This window comes from Granulimonas faecalis, assembly GCF_022834715.1.
GTDB classification, from domain to species: Bacteria; Actinomycetota; Coriobacteriia; order Coriobacteriales; family Atopobiaceae; genus Granulimonas; species Granulimonas faecalis.
Map to the genome: position 1 here is coordinate 941,299 of NZ_BQKC01000001.1, position 16,400 is coordinate 957,698.

At 71.4% G+C, this 16,400-nt stretch carries 10 protein-coding genes; 3 read left to right on the forward strand and 7 right to left on the reverse strand.

Annotated elements, in window-relative coordinates; translation table 11 throughout:
• Positions 1-47 precede the first annotated feature (47 nt).
• From msrA to OR600_RS04310, 6 genes are all read right to left on the reverse strand, one after another.
• Positions 48-587 carry a peptide-methionine (S)-S-oxide reductase MsrA gene (msrA, locus tag OR600_RS04285; protein ID WP_135977600.1) on the reverse strand — a complete coding sequence of 180 codons (540 nt, stop codon included), beginning with the start codon at positions 585-587 and terminating at the stop codon, positions 48-50.
• Between the two features lie 22 nt (positions 588-609).
• Positions 610-1,836 (reverse strand): lysylphosphatidylglycerol synthase transmembrane domain-containing protein, encoded by a 1,227-nt coding sequence (locus tag OR600_RS04290; protein ID WP_135977599.1) that lies wholly within the window; start codon positions 1,834-1,836, stop codon positions 610-612.
• Positions 1,837-1,934: 98 nt separating this feature from the next.
• On the reverse strand, positions 1,935-3,506 hold the full coding sequence (gene sdaAB / locus OR600_RS04295; protein ID WP_265590726.1) for an L-serine ammonia-lyase, iron-sulfur-dependent subunit beta: 1,572 nt from the start codon (positions 3,504-3,506) through the stop codon (positions 1,935-1,937).
• A gap of 5 nt (positions 3,507-3,511) precedes the next feature.
• Entirely contained in the window at positions 3,512-5,008 is a 1,497-nt protein-coding gene (gene gltX, locus OR600_RS04300; RefSeq protein ID WP_135977597.1) for a glutamate--tRNA ligase, read from the reverse strand.
• Positions 5,009-5,075: 67 nt separating this feature from the next.
• Entirely contained in the window at positions 5,076-7,340 is a 2,265-nt protein-coding gene (locus tag OR600_RS04305) for a YhgE/Pip domain-containing protein (protein ID WP_265590727.1), read from the reverse strand.
• On the reverse strand, positions 7,337-10,045 hold the full coding sequence (locus OR600_RS04310) for a YhgE/Pip domain-containing protein (protein ID WP_168353992.1): 2,709 nt from the start codon (positions 10,043-10,045) through the stop codon (positions 7,337-7,339). The genes OR600_RS04305 and OR600_RS04310 overlap by 4 nt, the downstream gene beginning before the upstream one ends.
• A gap of 273 nt (positions 10,046-10,318) precedes the next feature.
• Here OR600_RS04310 and metK point away from each other — a divergent pair, with 273 nt between their 5' ends.
• Together metK and priA are read left to right on the forward strand one after the other, a co-directional pair.
• On the forward strand, positions 10,319-11,581 hold the full coding sequence (gene metK / locus OR600_RS04315) for a methionine adenosyltransferase (RefSeq protein ID WP_135977594.1): 1,263 nt from the start codon (positions 10,319-10,321) through the stop codon (positions 11,579-11,581).
• Between the two features lie 446 nt (positions 11,582-12,027).
• Complete coding sequence (priA, locus tag OR600_RS04320; RefSeq protein WP_265590728.1) at positions 12,028-14,319, forward strand: replication restart helicase PriA; 2,292 nt, start codon at positions 12,028-12,030, stop codon at positions 14,317-14,319.
• Positions 14,320-14,366: 47 nt separating this feature from the next.
• Here priA and OR600_RS04325 read toward each other — a convergent pair whose 3' ends face one another.
• Positions 14,367-15,428 carry a Fic family protein gene (locus OR600_RS04325; RefSeq protein WP_265590729.1) on the reverse strand — a complete coding sequence of 354 codons (1,062 nt, stop codon included), beginning with the start codon at positions 15,426-15,428 and terminating at the stop codon, positions 14,367-14,369.
• A gap of 187 nt (positions 15,429-15,615) precedes the next feature.
• On the opposite strand from OR600_RS04325, the gene OR600_RS04330 reads away from it, so the two are divergent.
• Entirely contained in the window at positions 15,616-16,230 is a 615-nt protein-coding gene (locus tag OR600_RS04330) for a recombinase family protein (protein ID WP_265590730.1), read from the forward strand.
• Positions 16,231-16,400: the final 170 nt, after the last annotated feature.

A 16,400-nucleotide genomic window follows, 5' to 3' on the forward strand; every position in this document is an offset into this window, starting at 1 on the left:
ACGAGCCCGCCCGCCTTGCCTGCCCACCTGCCCGCGGGCGCGGCCGCCTACGGCAGCCGGTACCCCTCCGCCGGGTCCACCGTGCCGTCCTGGAGCGCCCGGATGAGGCCCGGCGCCATGTGGCAGTAGCCGCCGGGGTTGCGGTACAGGTAGCGCTGGTGGTACCCCTCGGCGGGATAGAAGCTTTCCACGGGGCCCAGCTCCACGGCGAACCCTGGATGCCTTCTCGCCACGGCGCCGGCCACGGCGAGTACCTCTCGCTCCGTGGCGCCGTCGCCCGGCTCCCAGAAGACGCCGGCCTGGTACTGCTCGCCCACGTCGTTGCCCTGGCGGTTCCTGGCCGTGGGGTCGATGACGGAGAAGAACGAGAAGAGCAGGGACCGTGCGACGTCTCCGCCCCCGCGGAAGGTGCAGCTCACGCACTCCCTGAAACCGGTGCCGCCGGCGCACACGCGCTCGTAGACGGCGTCCTCGGGCCTGTCGCCGTTGGCGTAGCCCACCACGGTGGACGTCACGCCGGCCATGCCCTCCATCAGGTGCTCGATGCCCCAGAAGCAGCCTCCGCAGAGGTACAGGGTCCTGTCCATGGGGTCCTTTCCGGTCGCGGCCTCAGGATCCGAGTCGCTCCACCAGCCCGCGCATCCGCTGGCGCACGGTGGGGGAGGACGGCTTGGTGGAGACCATGGTAGCCGCGCCGCAGAGCGCGGTGTAGCCGTAGAACGTCACGAGGCGCCATACGAGGTAGCCGGCCGTGGCGGCGGAGCCGAACACCGGCCCCAGGAACAGCGCGAAGGAGGCCTCGACGCCGCCGGTGCCGCCCGGCAGCGGGATGGAGCTCGCCACGAACTGCACGAGGGAGCCCGCGGCGCAGGTGACGAGGGGGTCCTGGTGGATGCCGAAGGCCCCCAGCACGAACCACGGCGACACCCACAGGCACGCCTGCTGCGCCATGGAGAACGCGAGCATGACGGCCATGGCGCCGCGGTGGCGCACAGCCGTGCGGAACGTGGAGGAGAACTGCGCCACCTGCGTCCTCACGGAGGAGCGCCAGCCCTCCGTGCGGCTGCGGAGGCCGAAGAGGCTCCTGCGGTCCACGAGGTCCAGGGCGGAGAGGGCCACCTTGGTCACCCAGTCGGGGAACAGGCAGGCGGCGAGCAGCACCGCCATCTGGGCGGCCTTGAAGGCGAACAGGAACAGGTTCACGAACATGACGGCGCCCACCTGCGCGTAGAAGCGGTCCCAGGTGAGGGCCAGCAGCGCGCCGCCGAGCACGATCTCGGCCGTCTGGAACATGAGGAAGCGCGTGATCTGCACTGCGCCGGCCGCGCCGAGCCCCAGACCGCCCTTGACCAGGCGCCAGATCTGGCCCGGCACGGCCCCCGCCATCATCGGGGTGAGGTTGCCGAAGAAGGTGCCGGCGGCCTCCGCCGAGCACAGGTCGAGGAAGCCCGCCGGGGCGTCGGGCGTCACCGCCACGGTGGTGACGAAGGCAAGCGTGCCAAAGAGCAGGTAGGCCACCATGACGGCGAAGGTGGCCCAGACCCAGGGCGCCTGGACCCGGCCCAGGGCGTCCATGAGCGCCGGACCCCGGCCGCTGCCCTCGATGTAGACGAGGAGCGAGGCGAACACGGCCGCCATGAACAGCGCCCCCACGACGGCGCCCTTGCGGTCGGGCTTGGCCTTGGGGCCGGGGGCCGCCGGGGCCCGGCCGCCCTCGGGGACGGCGCGCCCCTGCTCCCAGGCCTCGAGCGCCGCGACGGCCTGGCCCTTGGTGGCGTAGTCCAGGACGTCGGGGGCGTCTCCCGTCTTTGGCGGCGTGTGGGGGACCGGTGGCACGGGCGGCTCCTCTCCGGGTTCGGGGCTTGTCTGGGTAGGTCCCTACCCAAAGAGCGCCTGCCGCCGCATCGGGCCGCCGGAGCGGTGTATCAGGGGCTTCAGTCCCAGGAGCCACAGGCAGCGCAGGCGCTCGGGCAGGCGGCAAGGCCCCCCTGGGCGGTCTCGCGGAGGCTCACCGGCAGCGCGTTTCCCACGAGCGTCATGGCCTGCACGGCCTCGTCGAAGGGCACAGGGCAGCCCACGGACGAGAGCGCCAGCTGGGCCGAGGTGAAGGCGTTGGCCACGCCGATGGCGTTGCGGTTCTGGCACGGGAACTCCACGAGGCCGCCCACCGGGTCGCACACGAGGCCCAGGAGGTTGCCGAGGGCGATGGAGGCCGCTGTGAGGCAGGTCTCGGGGCTGCCGTAGAGCATCTGGCAGAGGCCGGCCGCGGCCATGGCGCTCGCGGTGCCCACCTCGGCCTGGCACCCGCCCTCGGCCCCCGATACGCTGCCGTTGGCCATGACGACGGCACCCACGGCCGCGGCGCACCAGAGGGCGCCCTCCAGCCGCTCCTGCGCCCCCAGGGCGTCGGCGCAGGCGATGAGGGCGCCGGGCACGACGCCGGCCGAGCCCGCGGTGGGGGCGGCCACGATGACGCCCATGGCCGCGGAGCGCTCGAGGACCGCCATGGCGCCGGCCACGGCGGCGGAGAGGGCGCCTCCCAGGAGCGGGGCGGCGAGGGCGCCCGAGCGGCGCTCCACGGCGCGGGCCTGGCCGTGGAGGAACCCACCCAGGGAGCGCTCGGGGCGCTCCACGGTGGCGCGCACGGAGACCTCCATGGCCCGGCGCACCCGGCCCATGGTCTCGTCGGCAGCCCGGGCCCCGCCCACGGCGAGGCCGGCCTCGCGCTCGCGCATGACCGAGCCGATGGACGCGTGTCGCTCCCGGCAGAGGGCGAGGAGGTCGGCGCCGCAGGAGAAGTCGGGCCCCTGGGGCCCCTCGGCCGCAACGGGGAGGGCGCCGGGGATGGTGAGGGACGTGGCGAAGATGACGCCGGGGGCGGCCCCCACGGCGGCGACGAGCTCGGCGGGCAGGGCCTCGTCGAGCTCGGCCACGGTGTAGGCGTCGCCGCCCCGGGCGTCGCGGAACGTGCGGATGGTGGCGATGTTGATGGAGGCCGCCGACAGGGCCCCCGTGAGGCGCGCCAGGACGCCCGGGCGGTCCCCGTGGTGCACGAAGAGCGTGGGGTACTCGCCGGCCACGTCCACGGCCACGCCGCCCACGGCCGAGAGACGCACGCGGCCGCCGCCCACGGACTCTCCGCGCACCGTGAGCGACCCGCCGTAGGCGAGGCCCATGGCGATGTCCACCGTGTTGGGGTGCAGGCCCGTCCCCTCGTCGGACGTGCGGAACGAGAAGGCGAGGCCCTGCTCTGCCGCCAGGGAGAAGGAGTCGCGGATGCGCCCGTCGTCGGTGTCGAGGCCGAGCATGCCGGCCACCAGCGCCTTGTCGGTGCCGTGCCCCAGGTAGGTCTTGGCGAACGAGTTGTAGAGCGTGAACTCCACGGAGGACACCCGCCCAGGGGCGATCTCGCGGGCCACGCGGGCCAGGCGCAGGGCGCCCGCCGTGTGGGAGCTGGAGGGCCCCACCATCACGGGGCCGAGGACCTCGAAGGCGCTGGGCAGCATGGCGGCTAGGCCTCCCTGGAGCCGGCGGCCACCTTGGCGATGGCGGCGTCCAGGCGGGCGAGGCCGCGGGCGCGGCCCAGGAGCTCTATGGAGGCGCCCAGGGGCGGCGAGACGAGCGAGCCGGTCTCGGCCGCGCGAACGGCCGCGAAGAACTTGCGCTTGTTGGTGCCGAGCTCCTCGGGCAGGGCCTCGAGGGCGGCGTCGACGGACCCGGCGTCGAAGTCGGCCAGGCCCTCCAGGGCGGCCCTGGCGGCGGCGAGGGCCTCGGCGGCGCCGTCCTTGGCGAGCGCCTTGGTCCAGGCCTTCTCCTCGATCTGCGGGGTGTCGCCGGAGTAGAGGAACGCGGTCAGCCCCTCGACGTCGGAGGCGCGCTTGGTGCGGGGCTTGAGGATGGCGGCGAGGGTGGAGAACCACTCGGGCCGGGCTTCCACGCAGCCGCGCTCCTCGCGGCCGGCCGCCACGAGGGCGGGCTCGAGCACGCGGCGGGCGAACTCGAGGTCGTCCATGGCCTCGTAGTACCGCCCGTTGATCCAGTCGAGCTTGGCCGGGTCGAAGGTAGCCGGGTTCTTGGACACGTGGTCGAGGGAGAACTCCCGGGCCAGCACCTCGCGCGGCACGATGGTGGTCTCGCCGTCGAGGGACCAGCCGAGCAGGGCCAGGTAGTTCACGAAGGCCTCGGGGTCGTAGCCGGCGTCGCGGTACTCCTCCACGGAGGTGGCGCCGTGGCGCTTGGAGAGCTTCTTGCCGTCGGCGCCCAGGATCATGGAGATGTGGGCGAACTCGGGCACGGGGTAGCCGAGGGCCTCGTAGACCATGACCTGGCGCGGGGTGTTGGACAGGTGGTCGTCGCCGCGGATGACGTGGGTGATGCCCATGAGGGCGTCGTCCACCACGGTGCAGAAGTTGTAGGTGGGGGTGCCGTCGGAGCGTACGATGACGAAGTCGTCGAGCTCGCGGGCGTTGAAGGTCACCTCGCCGTGGACGGCGTCGCGCACCACCACGTCGCCGCGGTCGCGGGGCACCTTGATGCGAAGCACGTGGGGCTCGCCGGCCTCGACGCGGCGCCGGGCCTCGGTGGGGTCGAGGTCGCGGCAGCGGCCCTGGTAGCCCTGGAAGGGGTCCTTGCGCTCGCGGGCGGCCTCGCGGTCGGCCTCCAGCTGCTCGGGCGTGCAGAAGCACGGGTAGGCGCGGCCCTCGGCCACGAGCCTCTCGGCCGCCTCGCGGTAGATGTCCAGGCGCTCGGCCTGCTTGTAGGGGCCGTGGTCGCCGCCCACGCCGGGGCCCTCGTCCCAGTCCAGGCCCAGCCAGCGCATGGCCCGCAGGATGACGCCCTCGTTCTCCTTGGTGGAGCGGGCCGGGTCGGTGTCGTCGATGCGCAGGATGAAGGTGCCGTGGTTGGCCCGGGCGAAGGCCCAGTTGTAGATCGCGGTGCGCGCCCCTCCCACGTGGAGCTTGCCGGTGGGGGACGGCGCGAATCGGACGCGGACGGCTGTGTCTTTCAAAACTGCTCCTAACACGGGGTGCAATGCCAACCCATGGTACTACGGCCCCTGGGCGCCGCGGCTCCCCTCACATCACCTTCGTCGAGGCCAGCTGGTGCTCCATCCACTCGTTGAGGCGGATGAGGGGGCGCCGCAGGAAGAGGCCCAGCACCACCGACGGGACGATGAAGGCCAGCAGCGCCAGCATGTGCCACAGGTAGTCCATGCCGTAGACCCCGGCCACGGCGCCGCGCATGAGCTGGATGGCCTGGACGAACGGCAGGAACGGGTAGGCCGCCTGGAAGGGGCCCGGCAGCATCTGGGGCGGGAACGTCCCGCCGGAGCCGGCCACCTGGATCACCAGGAGGAACACGGCGATGGCCTTGCCCACGTCGCCGAACGACACCGTGAGGGCGTACATGATGTTGACGTCCACGAAGGCGCAGGCGAAGCACGCCAGGAACATGAGGCCGGGGTGGACGCACTGGATCTGTAGGTAGAAGAGGTCGCCGGCGCACACCAGGGCCGCCTGGAGGAGCGCCAGCAGCACGAAGACGCCCATGCGGCCGAAGTAGGCCTGCCAGAGCCTGGCGCCGCCCACCTCGGCGAGCTCACGCTCGCTCGGCTGCACCTTGACGATGACCACGAGGATGAGCGACCCCACCCAGAGGGCGAGGGTGGTGTAGAAGGGGGCCATGGCGCTGCCGTTGTTGGCCACGGGGTAGACGGCGTTTCGCTCCAGCTCCACCGGGGCCGAGAGGAAGGCGGCCAGGGTCGCGGGGTCGCCGCCGAGGATGCGGCGGAGCTGGTCCATGTCGCCCGAGGCGAGGGCCGCGTCGATGCGGCCCTGGAGGTCCCTGAGGTCCGAGGCGCTCGCGGCGAGGTCGTCGGCGGCCCCGGAGAGCTCCGACCGGATGGAGGAGAGGTCCGAGGCGGCCTGGCCCGACACCGCCGAGAGGCTCTCCATGGAGTCGTCCAGGGAGCCCTGGACGGCCGAGGCGTCCGCGCTGGCCCCGTCCACGGCCGAGGCGAGCGACGCCAGGGAGCGGCCGAGGGTGTCGCCGTAGGTGGTGTCCGCCCCCTTCACGGCGTCTTTGGCCTGGCCCACGATGCCGTCGAGGCGTTCCTTGGCCCCTGCGGCGTCGGTGGCGCCCTGGCGCAGGTCGGACGCGGTGGCGGTGAGGGAGCCGCCCAGGTCCCCCAGGGTCTGTGAGGCCGACGAGAGCGACGAGAGGGCCCGCTCCGCCGCGGCGATGGCGCGGTCCACGGCGGCCAGGGCGGCCCGCTCCGGCTCGGTGACCGACCCGTCGGACGAGGCCGCCTGGTCGAGGGCGTCTCGGATGGACTGGAGCTGGTCCCTCTGGGCGGTGAAGCCCTCCACCAGGGCGTCCACGGCCTCCTTGCGCTCCTGGGCCGTGCCGGCAGCGGCGTCGAGGCCGTCGGCGACCGTCTGGGTCTTGTCGCCGGCGTCGGCGAAGGCGGCGTCGATCTTGGCGGAGACGGCGTCCAGGGAGTCGGCGGAGCCGGAGAGGGCGTCCTCGATGGCGGAGTCGGCCGACCCGAGGGCGTCGTCGGCCGAGCGGACCCCCGAGGCGGCCTGGGAGAGCGCCTGGGGGATGGAGGCCCCCTCGGGGGCCGTGGTGTCGAGGAGCCCCTGGGCCCCGGAGAGCAGCGACGAGGCCGAGCCCACCAGGGAGGCGTAGGCGCGGGCGTCGGAGGCCGTGCGGTCGAGGGAGTCGGCCGTGGTCCCCACGCTGGCGCGCAGCCTCTGGGCCAGGGAGGAGATGGCGTCGGAGTCCAGGTAGTCGGAGAGCGACCCCAGGGCCGACGTGCCGATCCTGCCCACGGTCTCCACGAAGGTGGTGTCGATCTGCTCGCGCAGGGCCCCCGAGGCCTTGTCGGTCACCACGTTGGCGATGGCGTTCTCCTTCTCGTTGCTGTAGAACTCCAGCGTGGGCTTGGCGGCGTCGTCGTCGAGCACGCCGAGGAGGTTGCGGGAGAAGTCCGGCGGGATGATGATGGCCGCGTAGTAGGTGCCCGCCTCGAGGCCGCCCATGGCGTCGTCCTTGTCGGTGATGACCCAGCCGATCTGGTCGTTCTCCCGCAGGGCGTTCGTCACCTTCTCGCCCACGTTGATGTCCATGGGCATGAGGTCGCTCGTGTAGCCCTCGTCGGTGTTGGCCACGGCCACCTTGACGTTCCTGGTGTTGGCGTAGGGGTCCCAGCTGCCGGCGATGTTGAACCACGCGTAGAGCGACGGCACGATGATCAGGCCGATGCACACGATGCCGGCGATGACGTTCATGGTGGCGTGGCGAACGTCGAGGCAGAAGAGCTTCCAGACCTTCCTCATCGCCCGTCACCCCCTCTCCCGCGGTCGTCTTCCGCCGGTCCGTCGCCGTCCCTGCGCTCGTCCGCCCTGGCGTCCTTGAGCAGCTGCTCCAGGCGCCCCTTGGGCCACCCCATCCGGGAGAACGGGGCGATGGGGGCCACCTCGCGGTCGAGGCTCTCTCCCACCATCTCGAGGAGCCGGTCGTGGGGCAGCGACGTGAGGTCGGTCTTCTCGTTCATGCGCTCGTGGAGGTACTCCACCACCACGAGGAAGGCGATGAGTGCCAGGATTGCGCAGATCCATATCACCAGGACGGTGAACTTGACCTCGGGCCCCGCCGCGAACATGGGCACGAGCAGCACCGTGGAGCACAGCACCAGGCAGCGGAAGCCCACGTGGACCATGCGCTGGTAGTGGCGGTTGAACCAGGTGCAGCGCTCGTTGAAGACCTTGAGGTAGGACTCTGAGTCGAGGGCGGCCTTGAGCAGGGTGGAGAGGCGGAAGTGGGCCTCGGGCGGCTCGGTGCGCTCGCAGATCATGAGGTCGGTGTCGCGGAGCTTGGCGTCGAAGAGGCGGTTGAGGTTGAGCAGGTAGCGCCTGAGCACCACGCCCACCAGGAGCGAGGGCACCACAAAGAGCAGCAGCATGAGGATGTCGTGGCCGAAGTGCCCGTCGTAGAAACCGGCGATGGCCTCCCGCATGGCGTTGTTGCCGTAGGTGAAGGGCAGCCACGGGGAGAGGGCGCGGAAGAAGTCGGGCTGCATCTGGATGGGGTAGAGGCCCGACGACCCCGGGATCTGTAGGATGACGATGAGCACGGCGAGGGCCTTGCCCACGTGCTTGAAGGCCACGGCCAGGGCGTAGACCATGTTCACGTAGACGAACGACTCCACGACGCCGGCGAGGATGAAGGCGGCCGGGCTCACGCACTGGATGCCCAGGACGAGGTCGCCCACGCAGGTGATCAGCGCCTGGAGCACGCCCACCACGAACAGCAGGAGCCACCGGCCGAAGTAGGCCTCCCAGGGCTTGAGGTTCTCGATGCCCTCGCGGTCCACCTCGAGCTTGTAGATGGACACGAGCACGAACCCTCCCACGAAGAGGGCGAGGTCGGTGTAGAAGGGGGTCACGCCGGACCCGTAGTTGGCCACGGGGAAGACCGCCTTCTGCTCGATGGCCACCGGCGACCCCATGAAGTCGGCGAGGCGCCCGGAGTCCACCTCGGTGAGCTCCTTCAGGGATGAGAAGGCCTCGGAGCTCGTCACGGCCGCGAGGTCGGCGGAGAGGGAGTCGAGGGTGCCCATGGCCCCGTCGAGGGCCTCGCGGGTGTTGCCGAGGGCGCCGTCGGCCTCCTGCACGGTGGCGACGAGCTGGCCCAGGGACCCCCTGGCCCCCTCGATGGAGGTGGAGAGGGAGGCGAGGACCCCCTGGAGCGACGAGCCGGCCCCGGCGAAGTCGTCCAGGGCCTGCCCCGCCTGGGGCAGGGAGTCGCGGGAGAGCGCTTCCCGGGTGTCGAGGAGCCCGTCGGCGGCCCCCTTCACGGCGTCGTTGACCCCCTGGGCGCCGGAGTCGGCCGCCGACGTGGCGTTCTTCACGGCGTCAGAGAGCTTCGAGAGCCGGTCCAGGGCCTCCTGCTGGGCGTCGAGCTGGGCCTGGATGCGGCCGGACTGCTCCTGGAGGCGCTGCTTGAGCTCGGCGACGCGGTCGCCGAGGGGGCCGTCCACGGGCAGGTCGGCCACGGCCTGGTCGAGGCGCTGCTTCGCCTGGGAGAGGCTGTCCTGGGCCGACTGCAGCTGGGCCGCGGCCGAGTCAACCGTGGCCTGGGCGCCGCCGATGTCGCCCGCGAGGGCGCCGATGTCGTGGGAGGCCGTCGACGAGATGCCGGCCATGGTGGTGGCGCCGCCCACGAGGGCGTCGTCCAGGCGGGAGGAGAGGGTGCGGGCCTGGTCCCTGGCCTCGCCGAGCTGCGAGAGGGCGGAGCCGAGGGTGTCGGAGGAGCCCGCCACGGTGGAGGAGAGCCTGTCCAGGACCCCCTGGGCGTCGGTGGCCGCGGCCTGCGCCGACGTGCAGGTGGTGCGGGTCTTGTCCACGAGGCCGCCGATGGCCTCCAGGTCGCCCCTGGCCTCACGGATCCTCGCCGACGCGCTGTCGGCCGCCCCCTGGGTGCCCTGGGTGACGTCCCCGGCCAGGGCCTTGGCCTTCTCGGTGACCACGTCGGTCACGGTGGAGACGAACTGCTCGTTGACGGTGCTCTCCACCGTGGAGGCCCCCGAGTCGGTGACCTTGGGGGCCACCGCGTTGAGCTTCTCGTTGACGTAGTACTCCAGCCTGGGGCGGTCGAGCCTGCCGGTGACCACCGAGGCCAGGTCTGCCGAGAAGTCCTCGGGAATCACGATGGCGGCGTAGAAGCGGCCAGAGTCCACGCCGGAGAGGGCGTCGTCGCGGTCCACGAAGGTCCACCCGAGCTTGTGGTTGTCCTTGAGGGCGTCCACCACGGCCTGGCCCACGTCCACGTGGCCCTGGCCCTCCACGTCGGCGCCGGCGTCCTCGTTGGCCACGGCCACGGCGATCGTGCCGGTGTTCTCGTAGGGGTCCCAGTTGGCCAGGATGTTGAACCACGCGTAGAGGGCCGGAATCACCGCCACCCCCAGGGTGACCACGAGGGCCACCGGGTTCTTGAGGATGCGGACGAGGTCCCGCTTGAATATCAGAAGTATGTTGTGCACGCGTCTCCCCATGGAAGGTCGAGGGTCTGCAGGGCCGTCCCGAAAATCCCCAGTATGGCCCGTCCCGTCCCGGAGGCGGGGGAGGGGTCCGCTTGTATGCCAGCTGCCGCGGCCCTTTGCCCCGGATTCCCGGTGGCGCTACGCTCTTTTGGCCTTGGGGGCCCGCGGGGGACCATCGAGGCGATTTTTCCGGATTGTTCCACTCCCCCCGGGGTAATAACGTGGGGACTGTTTTCGCCGCACAACGCGGCATGGCGCCGCAAAGGAGACTCTATGGCCACTGAGACCCATTACTTCACCTCCGAGAGCGTTACCGAGGGGCACCCCGACAAGATCTGCGACCAGGTCTCCGACGCCATCCTCGACGCCATTCTCGCCAAGGAGGCCGACCTCGAGGCCAAGGGCTACGTCTCCCCGTCGGGGCGCCACGCGAACGTGGACGCCGTCCGCTGCGCCTGCGAGACCTTCGTCACCACCGGCACCGTGCTCGTGGCCGGCGAGATCCGCACCCAGGCCTACGTGGACGTGCAGCACATCGCCCGCGACGTCATCCGCGAGATCGGCTACGACGACCCCGCCTACGGCTTCGATGCCGACACCTGCGGCGTCATCAACATGATTCACGAGCAGTCCCCCGACATCGCCATGGGCGTGGACGAGTCCTACGGCGCCCAGCGCGGCGAGGCCGCCGAGCTCGAGGACCGCATCGGCGCCGGCGACCAGGGCATGATGTTCGGCTACGCCACCGACGAGACCGAGACCCTCATGCCCATGCCGGTCCACCTGGCCCAGCGCCTCTCCGAGCGCCTGGCCAAGGTGCGCAAGGACGGCACCGTGTCCTACCTGCGCCCCGACGGCAAGACCCAGGTCACCGTGCGCTACGAGGACGACGAGCCCAAGGCCGTGACCGCCGTGGTCCTCTCCACCCAGCACGACCCCTTGGTGGAGTCCATGGACGTCATCAAGCACGACATGATCGAGCACGTCATCGCCCCGGTGCTCGACGGCGAGGGCATCGACTGGTCCGATGCCGAGATCTACGTCAACCCCACCGGCCGCTTCGTGGTGGGCGGCCCCATGGGCGACACCGGCCTCACCGGCCGCAAGATCATCGTCGACACCTACGGCGGCATGGGCCGCCACGGCGGCGGCGCGTTCTCGGGCAAGGACGCCACCAAGGTGGACCGCTCCGCCGCCTACGCCGCCCGCTGGGTGGCCAAGAACGTGGTGGCCGCCGGCCTCGCCAAGCGCTGCGAGGTGGAGCTCGCCTACGCCATCGGCGTGGCCTACCCCATTTCCGTTCTGGTGGACACCCATGACACCGGCGTGGTGCCCGACGCCGTGATCGAGCAGGCCGTCAAGGAGGTCTTCGACCTGCGCCCCGGCGCCATCATCCGCGACCTCAAGCTGCGCCGCCCGATCTTTCGCAAGACCGCTGCCTACGGCCACTTCGGCCGCGAGGACGCCGACTTCACCTGGGAGGCCACCGACAAGGCCGACGAGCTCAAGGCCGCCGTGGCCGCCCTCACCGAGTAGCCCCACGGCGATCCGGCGACCGGACGCCGGTCGCTCTACAACGGGCCGCGGCCGCCCCGACGATGGTTCGGGGAGGTTGCGGCCTTTTCCGTGGGGGGGGCATCGCGGGCGGCCGGGGGGTCTGAAACCGCGGCTTCCGACGGGGACCGTCGCCACCGGGCGGCCTGAAATCGCGGTCGCGGACGGGGCTGTCGCCATCGGACGGCCCGGAACGGCCTGAAATCGCGGTTTCAAGCCGCCTTGAGCCGGGGCGCCCGGGCCGCGGCGGTCCGAAACCGCGATTTCCGATAGGTGCGCCGGTCGACAGGGGCGTCGACACAGGCGCCGACAGGCGTGTCGCCAAGGGTGCCCGCCGACAGGTGCGCCGCCTTCGTGGCGCTTCCTGCCAAACGGCTCGGTGGGGCTACACTGGATGGTCCTGCCAGCCCCGGCCCCAGGGAGAGCCCGTGCCCTTCGCCTCCGTCGTCCTCGACATCCCCACCCGCGCCCTCACGGAGCCCTACGACTACCGGGTGCCCGACCGCCTCGCCGGGCAGGTGGACGTGGGTGCCACGGTGCTCGTCACCTTCTCGGGCCGCTCCGCCGTGGGCTACGTGGTGGCCATGGACGAGGAGCCCCCGGCCGGTGTCGACCCCGCCAAGGTGCGCGACGTCGAGGAGGTGCTCGCCGCCCCGGCCTTCGACGGGGTGGCGGCACGGCTCGCCCTCTGGATGGCCCACGAGTACGCCGCACCCCCGGCCTCCTGCCTGAGGCTCCTCCTGCCGCCGGGCCAGACGGTCAAGGTGGTGCGCGACGACGGCTCGGGGCCCTGGCGCCTCGTCAACGAGCAGGTCAAGGCCGCCGACGACCGCTGGGTGCGCCTGGGCGAGGGGGCGGACGGGTACGAGCCGCGCAGGAACGCCGTGCGCCAGCGCGAGCTCCTCGCCGCCCTCGCCGAGGGGCCGCAGCGCCTCGCCGAGCTCAAGGCCGTGGTGCCGGGAGCCCAGGGGGCCGTGACGGCGCTGGCCAAGAAGGGCGTCGTGGTGGTGGAGGGCCGCCGCACCCAGGGACCGGCCACCACGCTCTCCAGCGCCCGGGCCGCCCATCCGGAGCGCCTGTCGGACGGCCAGGTGCAGGCCCTCGACGCCGTGGACGCCGCCGTGGCCGACGGCTCCGGCGGCGTGGTGCTCGTGGACGGCGTCACGGGGTCGGGCAAGACGGAGGTCTACCTCTCGGCCATCGAGCGGGTGCTCGGGCAGGGGAGGGGCGCCGTGGTGCTCGTGCCCGAGATCTCGCTCACGGCCCAGACCGTGGGCCGGTTCCGCAGCCGCTTCGGTGACACGGTGTCCATCCTGCACTCGAGGCTCTCCACCGGCGAGCGCCGCGAGCAGTGGGAGCGCATCCGCTCCGGCGAGGCCCGCGTCGTGGTGGGCGCTCGCTCGGCGCTGTTCGCGCCCATGGCCGACCTCGGCCTCGTGGTGGTGGACGAGGAGCACGAGCACTCCTACAAGCAGGACCAGGCGCCCCGCTACCACGCCCGCGACGTCGCCGCAGAGCTCGCGCGCCTGCGCGGGGGCGCCCTCGTGCTGGGGAGCGCCACGCCGTCCATGGAGGCGGTGTCCCGCTGCGCCCGCGGGTCGTGGCGCGGCGCGGCGTGGACGTCGGTGACCATGGAGGAGCGCCCCGGCGGGGCGACGCTGCCCGCGGTGCAGGTCGTGGACATGCGCAGCCAGTTTGCCGCCAACAACAACTCGCCGTTCTCGGCACCGCTCCGCAAGGCCCTGGTCGAGAACTTCGAGGCGGGGCACAAGTCTGTGCTGCTGCTCAACCGCCGCGGGTTCGCCACGTTCCTCATGTGCCGCGACTGCGGGTGCGTGCCCACGTGCCCGCACTGCTCCACGGCGCTCACCTACCACGAGCGCACCCATGAGCTCGCCTGCCACTCCTGCGGGCGCACCTGGCCCCAGGCGGCGTTTCCCAACCCGTCCACGCACTGCCCGGCGTGCGGCAGCCGCTACCTCGCCGCCTACGGCGTGGGCACCCAGCGCGTGGAGGACGAGCTGCGGATGATGCTGCCCGACGCCCCCGTCGTGCGCATGGACGCCGACACCACCCGGGGCAAGGGGGCCCACCAGGCGCTGCTCGAGGAGTTCGACGCGGCGGACGGCGCGGTGCTCATCGGCACGCAGATGATAGCCAAGGGCCTGGACTTCCCCGAGGTCACGCTCGTGGGCGTCATCAACGCCGACACCACCCTCAAGCTGCCCGACTTCCGCGCGTCCGAGAGGACCTACGACCTCCTGGAGCAGGTGGCGGGCCGCGCGGGCCGCGGCGAGGACCCGGGCCGCGTGCTGGTGCAGACCTACTGGCCCACGCACCCGGCCGTGACGTGCGTGGCCGGCCACGACCGCGCGGCGTTCAGGGCCTTCGAGCTGGCCGACCGCGAGGAGGCCGCCTACCCGCCGTTCAGGCGGCTGGGCAACGTGGTGGTGTCGGGCGTCAACGGGGCGCTCGTGGAGCGCGTGGTGGCCCAGATCGCCGCGGCGCTGCGCTCCCAGGCCGAGGGCGAGCAGGGCTGGCAGGTCGTGGGGCCGGCGGAGTGCGTGAAGGGCAAGGTGGCCGACCGCCTGCGGCGCCACGTGCTGGTGAAGGCGCCGGTGGACGGCGACCTGGGCGGCTTTCTGGCCAGGGCCTGCTCGGCGGTGGACAGCCGGGGCGTCTCGGTGGCCATCGACGTGGACGCCTACGACCTGCTGTAGGTGGCGGCGGGCTTCGGTGAGCGGGTTTTCACTCACCGAAGGGTCGTCTACGGGCGGCCCGCGTCGCCCCTCCACAGGTAGGCGGACGACCTCCCCGACCCCAGCAGCTCCAGCAAGCCGTCGCGCCGGGCCTGCGCGAGCACCCTCTTGACCGTGATCTCGGAGATGTCTGGCAGGGCGGCCAAGATGTCCGCTTTCCGGAACGGGCCTTGGTGGAAGGCCATGAACTCGACGACCCTGTCGCCTTTGGATGTCGGGGCGCCTCCCCGGCCCTCGAGCCTCCGGCGAGCCTCTTGCTGGCACTCCGTCAAGGCCTCGAGGTGGAAGGCGAGAAACGGCCTCGGGTCCGACGCGTTCTCGTGCCATCCCATGGAGGATGCCTGCAAGGCGTCGTAGTACTCGGGACGACGGCGCTCTATGACGGCCTCGAGGGGGGAGTAGAGCACGGCGTCGTACCCGTCCTTGAGGAGCAGGAGCTGTGTCAGGATCCTGCTCATGCGTCCGTTGCCGTCCGAGAACGGGTGAATGCAGGTGAAGTCGAGGACGAAGGCGCCACAGAGGAGGAGCGGGCTAACGCCGCCGTCCTCATGAGCTGCCGACCATGCCCGGCAGAGCTCCTCCACGGCATCCGGTGTCCTGCTTGCGGAGACGGGCTTGAACCTCGTGGAGAGGGCGCCGTCGGGCCCGACCTCCGCGATGACGTTGTCGCTGTCCTTGAAACGGCCCCCGATGGACTCCCCGCTCCTTCTGTAAAGGTCGCGGTGCAGCTGGAGGATGAGCCCGGGAGTGGGCTCCATGGCGCCGTGGTTCTCCTGTACGAGGGTGAGCGCGTCCCTGTAGCCCGCGATCTCACGCTCGTCATGGGTGCGCGGCGCTGCAATGCCTCCGGCCACGGCAAGGCCGCGTTCGGGCGTGGTACGGATTCCCTCGATGGCGTTGGAGGCCAGGGTGCTCATGATCCTGGTGTCTGATGCCATGGAGGAGAGGGGTGCGGCCCTTCCGTCACTGACAGCCTCCCATCCGCCGCGTCCGCGTTCGGTCTCTGCGAGGAGCCCAAGGATGGTCGGGTCCGATGCAAGCTCTGGCCAGGGGTACTCGAAGAGGTGCATGGAGGGCTCCTTTCGGTATCATGTGGGCTAGATTGGTATCATATATGCAAATCATGATACTGATACTGCACCGGTCCTGCCAGCCCTCCCAAAACAGAACAGATGTACGCTATACTGGAGAGAGAGACCCCCTCCCGCGTCGCCCCGGTGCCGCGTCTTTGCCCATGGATCGCGAGGGGAGGGCTCCATGGACCACCGTTCCTTCGGCTACGCGCGCGTGTCGTCCGCAGACCAGAACCTCGACCGCCAGCTTGACGCCTTCGCGGAGCTGGGGCTCGACGCCGTGTACGAGGACAAGGCCAGCGGCAAGGACTTCGACCGCCCGGGGTGGCGCCGTCTCAAGCGGCGGCTCAGGGCGGGCGACGTCCTCTACGTGCTGAGCATCGACCGCATCGGCCGCAACTACGACGAGATAATCGCGGAGTGGCGCGAGCTCACGCGCGACAGGGGCGTGGACATCGTGGTGCTCGACATGCCGCTGCTGGACACGCGCTCGGACGCCGAGGGCGTCACGGGCGCCTTCATCTCGGACATCGTTCTCCAGCTCCTCGCCTACGTGGCCCATCTCGAGAGGGAGAAGATCCGCGAGCGGCAGGCCCAGGGCATCGCCGCCGCACGGGCCCGCGGCAAGCACCTCGGGCGCCCCAGGATCGCGCGCCCCGACTGCTACGAGGCCGTGAGGGAGGAGTTCCTCCGCGGCGACCTTACCCGCAGGCAGGCGGCCCGTCGCCTCCAAGTGAGCGTCTCGACCTTCGACCGTTGGAGGGCCGAGGACGGTGCCTGCGCCCAGACGGCCGGTTGACCGGGAACGGTGGGACCGTCTGCGCTTCTCCTGTGAACTTCGCAGAACGTAGTCGTTTTGAGGAGCCCCCTCAAGCGCCTTCTCGAGTGCTGACCCGCCGCGAAATGTGCAGGTAGTTGCTTCGGTTCATTTTCAGATAATACCCTCTCAAAACGACTACCTTTTCGTGA